The organism is Microcoleus sp. Pol10D4 (assembly GCF_036701555.1).
GTDB lineage: Bacteria > Cyanobacteriota > Cyanobacteriia > Cyanobacteriales > Microcoleaceae > Microcoleus.
Genome location: NZ_JAUBRA010000082.1, coordinates 1 through 16,551 on the forward strand (window position 1 = coordinate 1; position 16,551 = coordinate 16,551).

Sequence of the window (16,551 nt, forward strand, 5' to 3'; positions counted from 1 at the left end):
ATTTAACAAGCTCCTAAATTCACTTATCATGCTTTCCTACTTTTGTCAAGTTCTAATACTGTACCTACGCCCTAGGATTTACGCAAACAAACCGGGTTTCTATGTAAAATTTTGGGTTAGGGAACGAAAAATTAATGAAGAAACCGGGCCTCAGACAGTAACTGCATCCAGAAGTAGATACCTAATTTCTCGCCCTACGATCGAGCTTTTTTGCCCCGTACTTGAATGCGTTTGTCAGTTTTTTGTTTCTTAATCCAAGAGACAAATTTCTGGAGTTCAGGCTCATTTTTGAGCTTTTCCAGGGTGTTGAGCTCTTGGGCGAGGTGTTTGTTGTCAAATAGAGAGTGAATCTGGCGGTGACAGGCTGAGCAAATGTCGATTGTCGGGCTTGGGTCTTCGTTTTTCCGCTTGGTGTTTTGTTTGGGGGTGAGGTGATGGGCGGTTAATGCTTCCATTTGTCGATCGCACAATTCGCACTGCATAATTTTCTCAATGCTGCTGGATAGGAGAATTGCTACTTTTAGTTTAGCGCGATCGGCTTTGATTCATGTGAATGAAAGTCGATCGCACTCTCCAAACAATAAAAAAACCCCCAATTGGGGGTCATACAAACCTCTTGTGGCAGAGGTTGAAAAGCCTCTGGGATCACAAAATATACAGTAACAGAAACAAAACAATCCAAATCACATCGACAAAGTGCCAGTAAATCTCAGTCGCTTCGATTCCGAAGTGGTGCTCGCTAGAATAGTGGCCTTGCGCGCGCGATCGCCACACTACCCCCGCCATCAACAGCACTCCAAACGTAACGTGCAAGCCGTGAAAAGCAGTCAAAACGTAAAAGCAACTGGCATACAAATTAGTCGTCAAGCCAAACTCTAAATGAGTGTATTCGTAAACCTGACCTGCCAAGAAAACTGCGCCCATAGCAATAGTTACGAGCAACCAATTCCGCATTCCGGTGGCATCATTCTTTTTGATTGCCGTATCAGCATTGTGAATTACAAAACTGCTAGCAATCAGAATTATCGTATTGATTCCCGGCAGCAATAACTCTCGCCCTGGCGTACCTTCAGGAGGCCACACGGGGGCCATCGCCCGATAAATCAAATACGCGGCAAACATACCGAAAAATATCATGCCTTCAGCGCACAGGAACACAATTACACCTAACATTCGGTGGTCGGGATGCTCGACGCCGTGTGCTTCTACTTCGCCCTCGTGGTGGTAATTTAGGGCTGTTTTTGTCGGATCGATCGCTGGAATTTGCATAAGAAATTGTTAATGAAGAAGTCAGTTGTCAGTTGTCAATTGGCATTAGTTAACAGTCAACAGTCAACAGTCAACAGTCAACAATGACTGATGACTGATGACTAATAACTATTCACCATCTTGACTTTCATCAGCAGGAGAATCAACATCTCTCTCGGATTCAGGAGCGACCAAAGTTGCAGTACGGCCCAAGAAAGTTGAAGCTTGAGCCTCCGCAATAGGAATACCTGTTTTCTGGGCGTTGCGGGTGGCATTTTCCCTCAGCTTGAGCCTGAGACGTTCCCCTGTATTCTGAATTTTTTCCATGCCGTAATCGTAAGGCCCCGTTGCCAATACCGGCACTCCTTCAAAATTTTCGATGGGGGGTGGCGAAGTCGTCATCCATTCCAAACTCAAAGCTTGCCAAGGATTGTCACCTGCTTTCGGGCCATACCTCCAGCTCCAAATCACATTAATGATAAACGGGATTGTAGAGACTGCCAGCATATAAGCACCGACAGTACAAATGACATTAATTGTGGTAAATTTCGGGTCGTACATTGCCACGCGCCGAGGCATTCCTTGCATCCCCAAAGCGTGCATCGGCAGGAAAGTTACAGTAAAGCCAACATAGGTTAAAACAAAGTGAACTCTACCCCAAAATTCATTAATCATCCGCCCGGTCATTTTGGGGAACCAGTGGTAAAAAGCAGCGTAAATGCCAAACACTGAGCCGCCAAACAGCACGTAGTGTAGGTGAGCGACGACAAAATAAGTGTCGTGAACGTGAATGTCGAAAGGTACGGAAGCTACCATGATCCCGGTGATGCCGCCGAGCACAAATGTTGAGATAAAACCCATGCCAAATAGCATCGCGCTGACAAGCCGGAGTTTGCCTCCCCAAATAGTTGCCAACCAGCTAAATATTTTAATCCCAGTTGGTACGGCGATGATCATAGTCGTGATCATAAAAAACATCCGCAGCCAGCCGGGAGTGCCGCTGGTAAACATATGGTGCGCCCACACGATCAAGCCCAAAAAGCTGATTGCGAGACTCGAATATGCGATCGCCAAATAACCAAAAATTGGCTTGCGGGAATGCACCGGCAAAACTTCTGAAATCACCCCGAAAAAGGGCATAATCATAATGTAAACTGCCGGGTGCGAATAAAACCAGAATAAATGCTGGTAGACGATGGGATCGCCGTTGCCGGTCGGGTTAAAAAATGCCGTCCCCGCTAACAAGTCAAACGACAGCAAAATCAAAGCTGCGGCTAACACTGGAGTAGCAATCAAAGTCAGCGCTGAAGTCGCAATCATCGCCCAGCAAAACAAAGGCATATCATTGAGACCCATGCTCGGAACCCGCATGGTGAAGATGGTAATGGCAAAATTCACCGCCCCCAAAATCGAAGAAGTTCCCAGAATCAAAACGCTGAGAATCCAAATTTCTTCCCCCGCTTGAGCAGTAACTAAGCTCAAAGGCGGATAGGAAGTCCAACCCGCCTGTGGAGCTCCTACCAAAAAACTGCTCAACAGCAAAATGCCACCTACGGGAATCATCCAAAAGGCAACGGCATTCAGCCGGGGAAATGCCATGTCTTTTGCCCCGATCATTAAGGGGATCAAAAAGTTAGCAAATCCGGCTCCGGCGGGTACGATCCACAGGAAGATCATCACCGTCGCGTGAACAGTAAATAAACTGTTATAGAGTTCGGGGGTGACAAAATCGGCGTCGGGGGTGGCGAGTTCTGTTCGCACCAAAGTTGCCATCACGCCGCCGATTAGATAGAAAATAAATGTTGTGACTAGGTATTGAATACCGATGACTTTGTGGTCGGTATTAAAAGTGAAGTAGTCGCGCCAATGTCTATCGGCGGGCGCTGTTCCGCGAGCCTCAGTGTTTGCACTTTCTTGGAACTGTGCTTGTGTCATAGTTATTAGTCATTAGTTATTAGTCATTAGTTATTAGCTAAGGATCAAAGACCCTGTGCCAGGAACTAATGACTATTTTTAGTGATGAGTTGGGTGAAGTTGTTCTAGGGTTTCGGAATTAATTTTTATTTCCCTGACGTAGGGAGCCAAAAATTCACCGTCTGACAATTCCCCTGGATTGACTGCAACTGCTTGCTCTAAGTTTTGACTGCTAGCAACTTGCTGGCTTTGCAGCCAACTGTCGAATTCTTCTGGCGTGTGGACGACTGCTAAAGCTTTCATCGCTCCGTGATAAGCGCCGCACAATTCAGCACAAACAACCCGGTATTCGCCGGTTTTAGTTGGTGTAAATCTCAGTTCGCTCGGCCGCCCAGGAATTGCATCTTGTTTGAGGCGAAATTCCGGCAGCCAAAATGCGTGCAGCACGTCTTGGGCTGCGATATTTAGCTGTACGTCGCGGTTGACTGGCATATGCAGTTCGCCAGAACTAACGCCGCTTTCTGGATAGCTAAATATCCAGGCGTACTGCAAACCTGTGACATTTACAACTAAGTCTGCTGGTTTGTCTTCATTTTCTGGGGAAGCGCCTACGCCTAAAGCAACGAGTTTTGGAGACGGAATTTGAGGGGCGTTTTGCGGTGTATCTGAGAGTGTGGCTGCGATCGCACTTCCCCGCATTTTAGAGTGCGCTTGCATCGTGCCGTGGTCATGATTGCCCATCGGATCGAGGCCTCCCATTGAGTTGTAAATCTCAAAACTGTAGACTCCGATTCCTAAGATAATCACCGCTGGCACGGCTGTCCAAAGAATTTCTAAGGGAAAGTTGTCATGCCAAGGCGGCCCGTCTGTGTTGTCTCCTTGACGGCGGCGATATTTAATTGCAGCAACGATGAGAATTCCCTGGACCATGATAAATAGTCCAGTGGAAATGGTCATCATTGTATTGAAAAGTGCGTCTATGTCGGATGCTTCGTCAGAGGCGGCGATCGGCATCAAACCGTGATTCTGCCCGTACCAGAGACTGATCAGAGTCACTCCGATGCCGGCGAGCATGGTGAGGATGGAACTTGGAATGTTCACGCTGGTACTTCTTAATAGCGACACTTCTTCGCTTGAAAAATGAAGGAAGCGCCTCTGGGTTATCAATTTTTAATTGTAAATGGTATTTTTAGTAAAATGTCTCTCTTAAGGGTTACTTAAGGCTTAGAATTTTTGACCGATCGCCTGCGCGCCTCAAAAATACGTCTTTTGTACCTTGACAAAACTCAGTAAAAATGGTAGAGAATCGCTCTATTTGGCTGCTAAATTTGAGATTTTTTCTCAAACACCATCAAATGCTGCTGGGGCAACATATCTTTTGTCTCTTTCCATACTAAACCGACGGCGGCCATTTCTTTTTTCACCTGCTTCTGCGTCATTTTGTGCAAACCTTTAATGGGAATCAACGGGTTTTCGCCGCGATACTCGATCGATACCGTGCGGCCTCCCGGTTTGAGTGCTTTCACAATTCCTTGCATCATTTCTCTGGGATATGCAAATTCGTGATAAGCATCGACCATCACAACTAAATCTACGCTGTTTTCTGGCAAATTCGGATTGTCGATACTTCCCAAAACTGGCTCAACGTTAGCAATATTTTTTTCTTGTTTATTCAATTTAATAAAATTAATCATTTCCGGCTGCACGTCAACTGCTAAAACTTTTCCTTGTGGAACTAAGGGAGCGATGCGAAAGCTAAAATATCCCGTTCCCGCTCCAATGTCTGCTACAATATCGGTTGGTTTTAAATCGAGATTGTTGACTAATCGAGCTGATTTTTCTTCCATGCCGCGAGACGGTCTTTCCAGCCAACCAGCGCCTTGATATCCCATGACTTGGGCAATTTCTCGACCCATGTAAAATTTGCCGATTCCGTCGGGATTGTGGACGGTTCGCTGCTGATAAATTTGGTCGTCATTGGCGGTTTTACTTGCTTCTGCCGCAGCACAGGCATTGAGCGGCAAGATGCAAAGAATTGTCAATATTATTACTGTTAAGGGTTTAATGAATTGTGCGATTTTTTTCACGATATTTCTAATTTTGTGTTTAATTTATTTCTCGTTCCCTGGCTCTGCCGGGGAACGCAGATCCAGAGGCTCTGCCTCGGTAATATCCAGAAGAGTTCAAGATTTAGCTGACAGCGGATTCTAACAATTTAATTGTACCAGAGTCAGCGTCGATTTCGACTTCTTGACCGATCGGCAAAGTGAACTGTTCCCGGATGTGTCCCACCATTGAACCATACCACGCGGGAATATTTAAAGGGCGAATGTGGTCAGATAAGACTTGAGGCAAGGTTAGGGACTCTTGGGGTTTTTCAGCTTCGCACTTGGTACATTGTCCGAAAATAAAACCTGATATTTTATCAAGAATGCCCGCTAATTTAAGCTGCGTCAACATTCTATCGATGCGATAAACTTCTTCGCCAACTTCCTCGACAAACAAAATACTGTTTTCCCACTGCGGTAAATATGCAGAACCCACCATTGCTGCGATTACTGATAAATTGCCGCCGATTAGTTTTCCCCTAGCTGTGCCCCGCCCGATTGTTTGAACTTGCACGCTTTTGGAGTTTTGCATCGTCACAGAACCTCCGTCAAACAAAACTTTTTTGACGTAATCTACTGTAAAGGGACTCCAAGTTGACGCACCTAACGGGCCGTGAAAAGTAACTCTATTAGTTTTAGCATAAATCGCCAATAACAGCGCGGTAATATCGCTGAATCCCATAATAATTTTGGGATTGTTGCCGATAATATTGTAATCTAGGAGTGGCAATATCCGACCGCAGCCCCAGCCGCCCATCCCGGTAAAAATAGCTCGCACTGAGTCATCGGCAAAGGCTGCGTTGACATCGGCGGCGCGATCGGCATCCTTGCCGGCTAAATAGCCGTAGCGATCGTAAAAATGCTCTCCCAATTTAACTTTTAAACCCAGCTTTTCGATAACTTTAAAAAAGTCCTCGATTTCTTTTTTGTAGTTGAAAGCAGCAGGATTGATTAAAGCTACTGTGTCGCCGATTTGCAGGCGGCGCGGCTTAACGATCGCACTTTGGGGAGATAGATTGGTTTGGGCGAGCGGCAAAAGCTGAGTACCAATAGCAGTCAGCCCAAAAGTTGTGAGCAGAGCGCGGCGGCGGAGAGTCATAGCTGTTAGGTAATTTTTGCTATAATTGTATAGCAAAATCTCTGCCATATCAGTTTAAAATTGCGAGTTTACAATGAAAACCGACACTAAAATCTCAGCTAAAAAATCTTGGGCTCAAGCTTTAGCCTGTCCTGCTGCAGAGTTTCCGCTGACTCAGCTATTCATTAAAAGCGGTAAAATTCCCGCAGGATTGCGCGGCACTCTCTACCGTAACGGGCCCGCACGTTTGGAACGCGGCGGTGTTGCTGCGGGACACTGGTTTGATGGCGACGGTGCAATTTTGGCGGTACATTTTACCGATGCCGATGCTGCTGCTGTTTATCGCTACGTGCAGACAGCGGGATATCAAGCTGAGGAAAAAGCTGATAAATTTCTCTACAGTAATTATGGCATGACAGCACCGGTGCCTGCGTGGTTGCGGTGGACTAAATCTGTTAAAAATGCTGCCAATACTTCAGTTTTAGCTTTGCCCGATCGCCTTTTAGCTTTGTGGGAAGGCGGCTTGCCTCACAGCCTCGATTTGCAAACTCTGGAAACTCAGGGAACGGACGATTTAGGAAGTTTAGAGAGCGGATCTTCTTATTCAGCTCACTGCAAGCGCGACCCGATTACTGGGAATATTTTTAACTTTGGAATTACACAGGGTGCTAGTACAAAGTTGAATCTCTATAAAAGCGATAGTACAGGCAAAATATTCCAAAAAGCAACAGTTGCTTTAGATGGAATTCCGATGATCCACGATTTTGTTTTTGCAGGTAAGTATCTCATATTTTTTGTGCCACCGATGCGGCTAAAACCTTTACCAGTTTTAGCTGGAATTAGCAGTTACAGCGAGTCTTTTGAATGGAAACCCGAGTTAGGAACGCAGATATTAGTTGTTGACTCTGAAACTCTCTCTTTAGTTAGTCGCGGCGAAACCGATTCTTGGTTTCAGTGGCATTTTGCTAACGGTTTTGTCAAGGAAGATGGTTCGGTGGCTGTAGATTTTGTGCGCTTCGCTGACTTTCAAACTAATCAGCGACTGAAAGAAGTAGCGGCGGGTGAAACTCGCACCGATGCGGAGGGGACTCTGTGGCGGGTGCATCTCAATCCTCAGACGGGGAAAGTGACAGCAGCCGAAGAATTGTTGGATCAACCTTGCGAATTTCCGATCGTACCTGCTTCAGAAATAGGGCAAGACTCACGATATATTTATCTGGCAATGTATCGGCCTGACGTTGATATTGTACGGGAACGTTATGGCGCGATCGCCCGTTTGGACACGCAAACCCGCAATCTCACAATTGCCGACTGTGGCGAAAATCGCTATCCTGCTGAACCCATATACGTTCCAGATATTTCCTCGGAGAAAGGTTGGATAGTAACAGTTATTTACGACGGCAATTCTGACAGCAGCGAAGTCTGGATATTTGACAGCGACGGACTTTCCCGCGAACCTGTTTGCAAGCTAGAATTGCCCGGTGTCATACCTTTGGGCTTTCACGGCACTTGGAAATCGGCAGTATGAGAAAATTGTAAAGAAGTGTTGCGGAAGATTTATTAAAAATTGTTGCCGCTTCTCTGTCAAGTTGTTAAGGTGTGTGTAGATAGGAAATTCTCATATCTAGGAGGTGTGGAATTGATAATCTGCATTGCTCAATTATCCTGTGCCAATTCGCACGAATCCCCGGCGATTGTAAGTCGCGGTTGCACAGGATATCGTCTGCCTCTGCGGACTAAAAAAAGAGGGGTAATTAAGCCCTGGCGAATAACCAATCCCGGCGAATATTCCCGGCCAGTTTACTCGCAGCTACACAGGCAAAGTCCGCCTTCACGGACTGAACAAAGAGGGGTTCTCCAACCCCGGTAAATGACAAATTCGCGGATCACCAATCCCCGGCCAGTTTATTCGCGGCTACACAGGCTAAGTGCGCCTCCGCGAACTGAATAAAAGCGGTAATAAAGCCCGCTTGGCCAGGATTTATGACTAGGTTTGCCCATCTCAGCTTTGTCTGCTGGCATGAGGTTAAAAGACCAGATAATTAACTGATTTCTGGCAAACCAAAAGTTTAGTTCAGCTCACGCGCACGTTAGCGATTCAAAAGTTTTTAGTTTTGAGTTAACCCCACAAGTAAATGAGGTCTATCGGAACAAGATAGCCTTTTCAACAATTATGAATTATGAGTTGTTACCGCCAAAACATCCAACTCATAGCTAATAATTCACAACTCACAACTCATAACTCCGTGCCGCAGTGAGCATCTACCAAAAGGTTTAATCTATGCAACTTCAAGGAAAAACAGCTCTTGTTACAGGGGCTTCGCGCGGAATTGGGCGATCGATCGCCCTGGAATTAGCGAGACAAGGAGTCAAACGTTTGTTGATTGTGGCGCGCAACCGCAAGCAATTAATTGAACTGGCAGAGGAAATCGATCTTTTTGGCACAGAAGTAGTGCCGTTAGCTTTGGATTTAACTCAGTCAGTAGCGGTGAATATTGCGATCGCCCAAGCTTGGCGAGATTGCGGCCCGATTCACCTGCTAGTCAACTGTGCAGGCGTCGCCCACCAAGCATCTTTCTTGCGTTCCCCGCTGCCATTAATCGAGGAAGAAATCGCCTTAAACTTGCTCGGAACCTACACAATTACCCGCTTGATTGCGAGGCGAATGGCGACTCAAAAAGAGGGAACAATCGTCAATGTTTCCAGCTTAATGGGCAAAATTGCCGCTCCCACAATGGCGACTTATTCTGCTACCAAATTTGCCATTTTGGGATTCACCCAAGCTTTGCGGAGCGAGTTAACTCAGTACAATGTTCGAGTCACAGCTTTGCTGCCATCTCTAACAGATACCGACATGGTGCGAGACTTGGAGCAATTCCGGTGGGTAGTGCCCACAACTCCCGAAAAAGTTGCCCTAGCACTTGTCGCGGGATTGCACAAAGATGCGCCGGAAATCTTAGTAGGATACCAAAGTCATCTAGCAGTTTGGTGTCACCGAATTGCGCCTTGGTTGCTGGATTTTGTGTTGCGGATGGCGACTCCCGAACTTCGGGATAAATCGCGCGATCGCAAATTGCGGGAGGCTTTAGCTAGCGGGCGATAAACCCTTTTCTGGGCGGGCTCTTCGGCCCAACCCCTACTCCCCACAAGAAAACTCATTCTTTGTGGAACGGGCATCTTGCCCGTTCCGGGCTCTTCGGCCCATTGGTGTCAACTTAAGCTGTCAGCCCGCCCACCCGGTAGTCCGCCAGGGATTGAATTCCCTGTCTCATAGCGAAAGTCCTCTGAAGAGGACTAATGAGTTTAAACATTCGGCGTTGCTGAATACAGGTAGGAATTCAGATTTCCCAATTGCTATAAGACAAGTATGGTGAGTTTTATAACATCAAGCGAAAAGTTGATTCATACCCTGAATTAGCAATGCCAAAAATGCTTCTTCTCAGTCCTCTTTAGAGGACTTTAGCTATGAGACAGGGAATTCATTCCCTGTCGGATTGTCGGATTGTCGGAATGTCGGACTATCGGACTATCGGATTGTCGGACTATCGGATTGTCGGATTGTCGGATTGTCGGATTGTCGGACTGTCGGACTACCGGTTTAACGTGTTTGTTGACACCAATGGGCATTGTCGTGTCCGTACAAGGGCTCTGTACTTACTTACCAGCAAAAGTGCTGTATCATCTCCATTCGCCCTGAAGGGTAAAAGCCGCCCAATAATAGGGAGACTGCCATTTTTCCTGCTGCATCATTTCCATCTGCGCCGCCCTCAAAGCTGCCGCCGGTGCTAACTTTTGTTGCACCATTTTTTGATAAAACTTTTGCATTAACACAGCAGTTCCTTCATCATCTACATTCCACAAACTCACCGCCACCCGCTGCGCCCCCGCATACATAAAACCCCTAGTTAATCCCACCATTCCTTCGCCTTTAACATTCTGTCCCATGCCCGATTGACAAGCACTTAAAACCACTAAATTTGCCGCCAGTTTCAAGTTGAAAATATCCGTGAGGCGCAAAAAACCATTGACAAGATTGCCCTTTTCATCTACCATCGACATCACAATTCCTGACAGTTCGGGATTTTTGCTGTTCGCAAGGCCGTGGGTGGCAAAGTGAACGATTTGATAATTGGCTAAACTCCCCTCGGTAGCAGTAGTGCGACTAGCCTCAAAATCAAGTATTTGACTGCTAGAAGCTGAGGGAAATAAGCTGGATATTGTTTGGGCTTCTTGGCGGGTAAATGCGAGGCGTTCGGGCGGCCATTGCCGATTAGAAGCACGAAGTGATTGATTTAAACCGAGGTTATTTGCTTCTAATTTTTCTGTCGTTGCTTGGGTGATTTTTCCTTTAATTCTTTCATCGTCTGGACTGAAAACCGGATCGGCTAAAATTGCTAAATTTCGGCTGGGTGGTTTTCTATCTCCGTAATTTTGCCTGAGAATAGCGAGAGTTGAGGCAGAAGGCAGAGTGATAATTTCATGTTCAACAATTAAGGGAACATTGGTATTTTGTCCAGCAGTTTGGACAAGAGTTAAAGCTTGAAAAGGGGTATAGTGCAGCACGCCGTCGGGAACAATTAATAAGCGTTTATTGCCTAATTGGGCTGCTGCGGGTTGTAAAATTACTCGACCCAGATTTGCACTTGCTTGGGCAACTTGTTGGGGAATATCTCTCTGGATTGGGCTAGTTATTGTCTCTAGGAAGTCCTTAGCTGCGGTTTCAATGTCAACCTGTTTTGGTAATTCATAACTGGTTACTCCTGTTGATGTCACAACCCACAAATAACTGCGGTTTGTGCCGAGGGAATATTGCAATAAAATCGTGTTTTCATCGAGAATCTGTTTCTGAATTTCAGGCAGCGTTAAAGGTTGGGGCTGGGTGAGGGCAGCATAGCGGGGGCTGGCGGTACGAATCTTGGTTTGAAGTTGCTGATATTGTTGCAAAAGTGCGAGGCGCTGAGAGTCGATTTCACCGATTTTAGTTTGATTGGGGTTGGGGCTGCTGATTGTTTCGATGCGCTGTTTTTCAATGTCATCGAGTTGCTGTTGCACGCTCTTTTCTTGTTGCAGTAAATCGGGGTCAATGCCTTCGCGAATGTTGGCGTTACTTTCAAAGAGGAGTTCGAGGAGACTGCGGGCCCTCGAACGTTCGCTGGCTTCTAAGGCTTTGGTATCGTAACCGGACTTAGGATTAGTTTTATGCAGTTGCATTAACAAATCGATGTAGAATTCGTAGTAGTCCTGGACTGTCGCAAAGTATGAGGTGCGAAGTTCTGGGCTGGCAATTTTGGTGCGGAGGTTTTCGATAATTTTGAGAGAAGATTCAATGTTGTTGAGGGCTTCGGTAAGATTGTTTTGGTCGCGTTTGACAAGAGCGATATTGCTGAGGGTGACGACTTCGAGAGAGTGATCGCCGGTTGCCCGACTCAGGGGAAGCGACTGGCTGTAATACTCTAGCGCTTTCTGTTTTTCTCCCAATTGTAAGTAGACACTGCCGATGTTGTTGAGGGTGAGAGCTTCCCCCCTGCGATCGCCGGTTGCCCGAAATAGGGGAAGCGACTGGCTGTAATACTCTAGCGCTTTCTGTTGTTCTCCCAATTCTGAGTAGACACCGCCGATGTTGTTGAGGGTGGCAGCTTCCCCACGGCGATCGCCGGTTGCCCGTCTCAGGGGAAGCGACTGGCCCAAATACTCTAGCGCTTTCTGTTTTTCTCCCAATGCTGAGTAGACATTGCCGATGTTGTTGAGGGTGGTAGCTTCCCTGCGGCGATCGCCGGTTGCCCTACTCAGGGAAAGCGACTGGCTGTAATACTCTAGTGCCTTCTGTTTTTCTCCCAAATCTGAGTAGACACCGCCGATGTTGGTGATGGTTGTAGCTTCCCCACCGCGATCGCCGAGAGCCCGAAATAGGGGAAGCGACTGGCTGTAATACTCTAGCGCTTTCTGTTTTTCTCCCAAATCTGAGTAGACACCGCCGATGCTGGTGAGGGTGGTAGCTTCCCCACCGCGATCGCCGGTTGCCCTACTCAGGGGAAGCGACTGGTTGTAATACTCTAGCGCTTTCTGTTTTTCTCCCAATTCGGAGTAGACACTGCCGATGCTGGTGAGGGTGACAGCTTCCCCACGGCGATTGCCCACTGCCCGAAACAGAGGAAGCGACTGGTTGTAATACTCTAGCGCTTTCTGTTTTTCTCCCAATCCTGAGTAGACTAAGCCGATGTTGTTGAGGGTGGTAGCTTCCCCAAGGCGATAGCCTACTGCCCGATACAGAGGAAGGGACTGGCTGTAGCCTACTGCCCGATACAGAGGAAGGGACTGGCTGTAATACTCTAGCGCTTTTTGTTGTTCTCCCAATCCTGAGTAGACTAAGCCGATGTTGTTGAGGGTGGTAGCTTCCCCAAGGCGATAGCCAACTGCCCGATACAGGGGAAGCGACTGGTTGTAATACTCTAGCGCTTTCTGTTGTTCTCCCAATTGTGAGTAGACACCGCCGATGTTGTTGAGGATGTTAGCTTCCAAAGCAAGAGCATCGGTTATCCGACTCAGGGGAAGGGACTGGTTGTAATACTCTAGCGCTTTCTGTTGTTCTCCCAATGCTGAGTAGACTCTGCCAAGACCATAGAGGCTAAGTGCTTGCCATCTATTGTCGCCCGCTTCTCGATACAGTTTTAATGCTTCTTCATATTTGACAATCGCACCTCTTAAAGCTTCCGCTGTTCCTTGATTGTAGAGTTGTGTTCCTTCGTTTAATGCTTTTGCAGCAGCCTCGCTACGGTTAGTTTGTGCTGTTTGTACGACTTTGCCAACGGGCACGGCTGCTGCCACTGGCTGACTTAACTGAATCGAAAGTGCGATCGACATACCAGCGAAAACTAATTGAGTGCGATCAAGCATAACCACCCTTTTTGTATTTTTGTCAATTTTACTTACTACTAGCCTGCTTAGTCTTAAGGCAGGAAGAAGTCAGGGCGATCGGCATATTTGCTAGAGTGAACGAGTAGGTGCGATTCCCTACGGGATCGCTACGCCGCGCGTACTTTTTCCCAGCATGAACAACATCCTAACTACCCCCGATCCCGTAACAACCCACTGGGATTGCCCCGAATGCGGCGGCACCGGTACCCTCAGCCCCGAAATTTGCCCTGTTTGTCTCGGAGCAAAATACATCGATCTCGCTACCATAACGAAGTGGATGCTCGATTTTATGGAATCTCGCGGCTGCGATCGAGCTGAGATCGATCGATTGCGAACCGAAAGCCCAGACCCCCTAACATTAACTTTTTGCCTCGAAGTTTGTATCGCCCTTAAATAAACAATTTACCAATTACCAATTACCAATTACCAATTCCCTATTCCCAATATTCAGTGTCCCTTAACCGGATGTTGACCGTAAAAAGGCAAAGCATCCGACCAATCAGGACGGCTTCCCATTTGCCACTCCAAATAAGCCAATTCCAACACACTAGAAACCGACCAACCCAACTCGCTACCAACTTCAATCAACTGATAAGAATTTTCCCAACTTTCCAACTTTTCCTGCCAGGATTCCGCCGTCATTACAGTATCGGTAAACAACTCAGTTAAACCAGAATCTTTGTTAACTGAATAAACCGCCCCAAACAATTGTCCCCGCTGTGCAGGCATTTGCAGCGCCATATCCTGAGTTGAGATAGATTTTTTACTGCTGCTGCAAGCGACAGCCGCCAAAGTTGAAATCGCAAAAACCGGAATATCCAACTGTTGAGCCAAAGTCCGCGCCGTCACCATACCCATCCGAGTCCCCGTGAAACCTCCGGGCCCCTTCGCCACAGCAATAAAAGCCAAATCCGCCCAAGTTTGCGGCTGAATAAACTCGACTAAATACTGATGCAAATGAGTTGCTAAATCCCGATCCAAATTCCAAGTTTCACAGCGAGAATCCCCGGCAAAATTGCTGATGGCTAAACCGAGCTCGCGACTAGCTGTGTGCAGGGCTAAGCCGTATTTTTTAACAGATGTTCCGTCTTGGGGATTGCTATTCACGATTACTGGTAATTTTCCTTAACAAAAAACAGCGGTAAAGCCACAACTAAGCAACCCAAAAGAATGCCAAATATTCCCGTATTTAAAATCCTGGAATTACCCATTCCCCCAGTCACCAAAAACAGCACTACTAAACTTGCAAATAAATTTTTATTGGCAAATTCTTTGTGTTGGGAAACTTGATGCTTGACGGTCATAAAACCAGACGAAACTATTAGCGCAAACCAAGAATTAAAAATGACTATTTGAGAGCCAAAGATAAACCAAACTAAGGCAAACATTAGCGCATCTATCCAAAAATCCTGAGTTTTCAACTTCGGCAGCCAAAATTCTTGGGTAGTAACAGAGGCGGCTTTCTTTAGTAATTGATTGTGTTGCAGCCGCACCAGTTTGTTTCTCAATTTAATCTTGGGATCGATTTGCAATATTTGCTTCCACTCCGGGCGGCGAGAATTGTTGAGTCTTCCCAACAGCTTCACGGCTGCGACTTTATTTAACTGCAAATCGGTGAGTCTGGTGGCAATTATTTGAGATAAGTGCGGATAGTAAACGGGGTTGTCTTCGGTTCTGTTGATGACGATATTGAGCTGTTGCTTGGCTTGACTGACTTGGATTGTAACATTGTACGGGGCGAGATCCTCTTGTAAAGCTTGCTGAATTTCGGCTTGCTGTTGGCGAGTGAAAAGCGACACACCGGGCGCAGGTGTAACCACCCGTTCTGCGGGCGTTTCCGGCGCGTCTAGCACGGGCTGTGCGTCTAAATACACCGGTTTGGGGTTCAAGTGCCGGATGACTGCTGATGCTGAACTGTAGCGCCGATTGGTGGCACTTTGAAGCATGGTGTCGAGGATGCGGCCGAAATCGTCGCTAACAGCAGTCTTCAAATAATTTCGCCAAGCCCAAGAATCCTCTGTACTGTCGAACAAGTCGAAGGGAGGAATTTCTGTCAGCAAGTGAATGCAGGTAACGCCCAAACTGTAGATATCGCTGGCAAAAACTGCTTTTCCCATCAATTGTTCTGGGGCTGTATAAGCAGCACTGCCGATGATTGTACCAGTTTGCGGCAACCCGGTTGCTGTTACCTTCTTAGCTGCACCAAAGTCTACTAAAACAATATCTTTTTGGAAAGGAGAGGGTTGGTAGGAATTTTCTAAGGCGGGTAAAGGGGCTGGAGTTAGCCGGCGGCGAATGATATTTTCGGGTTTGATATCGCGGTGAATGACTTTGGATTTGTGGACGAAGTGGAGCACTGGCAATAAATCGTTGAGGATTTGCCGAATTTGAGTTTCGGTGAATGCTCCTTTTTGTTCTAATTCTCTGGCTAGGTTTTTGCCGTCTATAAATTCTTGTACTAAATACTGTCTCCCGTCTTGTTCAAAATGCGCGATTAATTCGGGAATTTGGGGATGTTTTCCCAAGGTTTCTAGCTGGGCTGCTTCTTGGTGAAATAGTTGAGCGGCTTTTTCGGCTGCGGTGTTTTGCTGCAAAAATTGCTTGATTACGCACTGCGAAAAAATCAGGGGTTTGGTTTCATCAACTGCTAGAAATGTTCGGCCAAAGCCTCCTTGCCCGATCGGCTTTATGGTTCGATAGCGAGATGCTGAGGGCGTTTCTGCGTCAAGAGTTAACAACAATTTTGAGCCGCAACTTTGGCACAATTCTGCATCACCTGGGTTTTGCGGATTCTGACAAGTTGGGTTTAAGCAATAGCACATTGGATTTTAGATTTTAGATTTTAGATTTTAGATTTTTAATTGGGAATTGGGAATGGGGAATTGGGAATTGGGAATGGGGCATCGGGAATTGGTTATTGGTTATTGGTTGTTATCGCCAACCACTCACAAAAAACCTATAAAAAACAACAAATAGCAACCAACAACCAACAAATGACTAATGACTAATGACTAATGACTTCTTCCTTAAGTCGGGACGAGTTCGCCAGGCCGCAATTTTGCCCATTTGCCGGTCTCTTGCTTGAAACTCTGACACCCAACTACATCCCATTCCATTTCAATTTCGTCTTGGCGGGGGCGGATGTTGACGTTGATGGTGGGTTCTACGGGGTCGAAATCGGGTGTTTCGGTAAGGTGAAGCTGTTCGTGCTGTTCTTCTACGGCGTGGTAGGTGAAGCAGCGGTCTACATAGTGGCAGTTAATACAAATACACATTCTTGATATCCTC

The 16,551-nt window shown here is 46.7% G+C and carries 13 protein-coding genes; 3 read left to right on the forward strand and 10 right to left on the reverse strand.

What is annotated here, in order from left to right; genetic code table 11:
- Nucleotides 1-194 precede the first annotated feature (194 nt).
- The 6 genes from QUA36_RS27250 to QUA36_RS27275 all read right to left on the reverse strand — a co-directional run bounded on the left by QUA36_RS27250 (nucleotide 195) and on the right by QUA36_RS27275 (nucleotide 6,369).
- The gene (locus tag QUA36_RS27250) at nucleotides 195-482 is read right to left on the reverse strand and encodes a hypothetical protein (RefSeq protein ID WP_333237784.1); all 288 of its coding nucleotides are present in this window, start codon (nucleotides 480-482) and stop codon (nucleotides 195-197) included.
- A 163-nt stretch (nucleotides 483-645) separates the two neighbouring features.
- Nucleotides 646-1,269, reverse strand: a complete 624-nt coding sequence (locus QUA36_RS27255; RefSeq protein ID WP_333215309.1) for a heme-copper oxidase subunit III — start codon at nucleotides 1,267-1,269, stop codon at nucleotides 646-648.
- A gap of 108 nt (nucleotides 1,270-1,377) precedes the next feature.
- A complete protein-coding gene (gene ctaD, locus QUA36_RS27260) occupies nucleotides 1,378-3,183 on the reverse strand; it encodes a cytochrome c oxidase subunit I (RefSeq protein ID WP_333459716.1) in 1,806 nt (601 codons plus the stop codon).
- 78 nt (nucleotides 3,184-3,261) lie between these two features.
- Complete coding sequence (locus QUA36_RS27265) at nucleotides 3,262-4,263, reverse strand: cytochrome c oxidase subunit II (RefSeq protein ID WP_333228122.1); 1,002 nt, start codon at nucleotides 4,261-4,263, stop codon at nucleotides 3,262-3,264.
- Between the two features lie 221 nt (nucleotides 4,264-4,484).
- Nucleotides 4,485-5,249, reverse strand: a complete 765-nt coding sequence (locus QUA36_RS27270; protein WP_333459717.1) for a class I SAM-dependent methyltransferase — start codon at nucleotides 5,247-5,249, stop codon at nucleotides 4,485-4,487.
- Between the two features lie 103 nt (nucleotides 5,250-5,352).
- Complete coding sequence (locus QUA36_RS27275; RefSeq protein ID WP_333167601.1) at nucleotides 5,353-6,369, reverse strand: LD-carboxypeptidase; 1,017 nt, start codon at nucleotides 6,367-6,369, stop codon at nucleotides 5,353-5,355.
- 73 nt (nucleotides 6,370-6,442) lie between these two features.
- Here QUA36_RS27275 and QUA36_RS27280 point away from each other — a divergent pair, with 73 nt between their 5' ends.
- Both QUA36_RS27280 and QUA36_RS27285 read left to right on the forward strand, forming a co-directional pair.
- On the forward strand, nucleotides 6,443-7,876 hold the full coding sequence (locus tag QUA36_RS27280; protein WP_333459718.1) for a carotenoid oxygenase family protein: 1,434 nt from the start codon (nucleotides 6,443-6,445) through the stop codon (nucleotides 7,874-7,876).
- Between the two features lie 753 nt (nucleotides 7,877-8,629).
- On the forward strand, nucleotides 8,630-9,451 hold the full coding sequence (locus tag QUA36_RS27285; protein ID WP_333459719.1) for an SDR family NAD(P)-dependent oxidoreductase: 822 nt from the start codon (nucleotides 8,630-8,632) through the stop codon (nucleotides 9,449-9,451).
- Nucleotides 9,452-10,026: 575 nt separating this feature from the next.
- Here the strand turns inward: QUA36_RS27285 and QUA36_RS27290 are convergent.
- Nucleotides 10,027-13,242, reverse strand: coding sequence for a CHAT domain-containing tetratricopeptide repeat protein (locus QUA36_RS27290; RefSeq protein WP_333459720.1), 3,216 nt, complete (start codon nucleotides 13,240-13,242; stop codon nucleotides 10,027-10,029).
- 154 nt (nucleotides 13,243-13,396) lie between these two features.
- Between QUA36_RS27290 and QUA36_RS27295 the strand changes: the two genes are divergently transcribed.
- Nucleotides 13,397-13,660: a hypothetical protein gene (locus tag QUA36_RS27295; protein ID WP_333459721.1), complete on the forward strand. Its 264-nt coding sequence runs from the start codon at nucleotides 13,397-13,399 to the stop codon at nucleotides 13,658-13,660.
- A 50-nt stretch (nucleotides 13,661-13,710) separates the two neighbouring features.
- Here QUA36_RS27295 and tsaB read toward each other — a convergent pair whose 3' ends face one another.
- From tsaB to QUA36_RS27310, 3 genes are all read right to left on the reverse strand, one after another.
- Nucleotides 13,711-14,370 carry a tRNA (adenosine(37)-N6)-threonylcarbamoyltransferase complex dimerization subunit type 1 TsaB gene (gene tsaB / locus QUA36_RS27300; RefSeq protein ID WP_333459722.1) on the reverse strand — a complete coding sequence of 220 codons (660 nt, stop codon included), beginning with the start codon at nucleotides 14,368-14,370 and terminating at the stop codon, nucleotides 13,711-13,713.
- Nucleotides 14,371-14,372: 2 nt separating this feature from the next.
- Nucleotides 14,373-16,085 (reverse strand): serine/threonine-protein kinase, encoded by a 1,713-nt coding sequence (locus QUA36_RS27305; protein WP_333459723.1) that lies wholly within the window; start codon nucleotides 16,083-16,085, stop codon nucleotides 14,373-14,375.
- Nucleotides 16,086-16,289: 204 nt separating this feature from the next.
- The gene (locus tag QUA36_RS27310) at nucleotides 16,290-16,538 is read right to left on the reverse strand and encodes a Ycf34 family protein (protein ID WP_006632635.1); all 249 of its coding nucleotides are present in this window, start codon (nucleotides 16,536-16,538) and stop codon (nucleotides 16,290-16,292) included.
- Nucleotides 16,539-16,551: the final 13 nt, after the last annotated feature.

What these genes read in the sequence shown, in the direction of transcription:
- QUA36_RS27250 (WP_333237784.1), bottom strand. Translation starts at nt 482, where the DNA reads ATGCAGTGCGAATTGTGCGATCGACAAATGGAAGCATTAACCGCCCAT.
- QUA36_RS27255 (WP_333215309.1), bottom strand. Translation starts at nt 1,269, where the DNA reads ATGCAAATTCCAGCGATCGATCCGACAAAAACAGCCCTAAATTACCAC.
- ctaD (WP_333459716.1), bottom strand. Translation starts at nt 3,183, where the DNA reads ATGACACAAGCACAGTTCCAAGAAAGTGCAAACACTGAGGCTCGCGGA.
- QUA36_RS27275 (WP_333167601.1), bottom strand. Translation starts at nt 6,369, where the DNA reads ATGACTCTCCGCCGCCGCGCTCTGCTCACAACTTTTGGGCTGACTGCT.
- QUA36_RS27280 (WP_333459718.1), top strand. Translation starts at nt 6,443, where the DNA reads ATGAAAACCGACACTAAAATCTCAGCTAAAAAATCTTGGGCTCAAGCT.
- QUA36_RS27285 (WP_333459719.1), top strand. Translation starts at nt 8,630, where the DNA reads ATGCAACTTCAAGGAAAAACAGCTCTTGTTACAGGGGCTTCGCGCGGA.
- QUA36_RS27290 (WP_333459720.1), bottom strand. Translation starts at nt 13,242, where the DNA reads ATGCTTGATCGCACTCAATTAGTTTTCGCTGGTATGTCGATCGCACTT.
- QUA36_RS27295 (WP_333459721.1), top strand. Translation starts at nt 13,397, where the DNA reads ATGAACAACATCCTAACTACCCCCGATCCCGTAACAACCCACTGGGAT.
- QUA36_RS27305 (WP_333459723.1), bottom strand. Translation starts at nt 16,085, where the DNA reads ATGTGCTATTGCTTAAACCCAACTTGTCAGAATCCGCAAAACCCAGGT.
- QUA36_RS27310 (WP_006632635.1), bottom strand. Translation starts at nt 16,538, where the DNA reads ATGTGTATTTGTATTAACTGCCACTATGTAGACCGCTGCTTCACCTAC.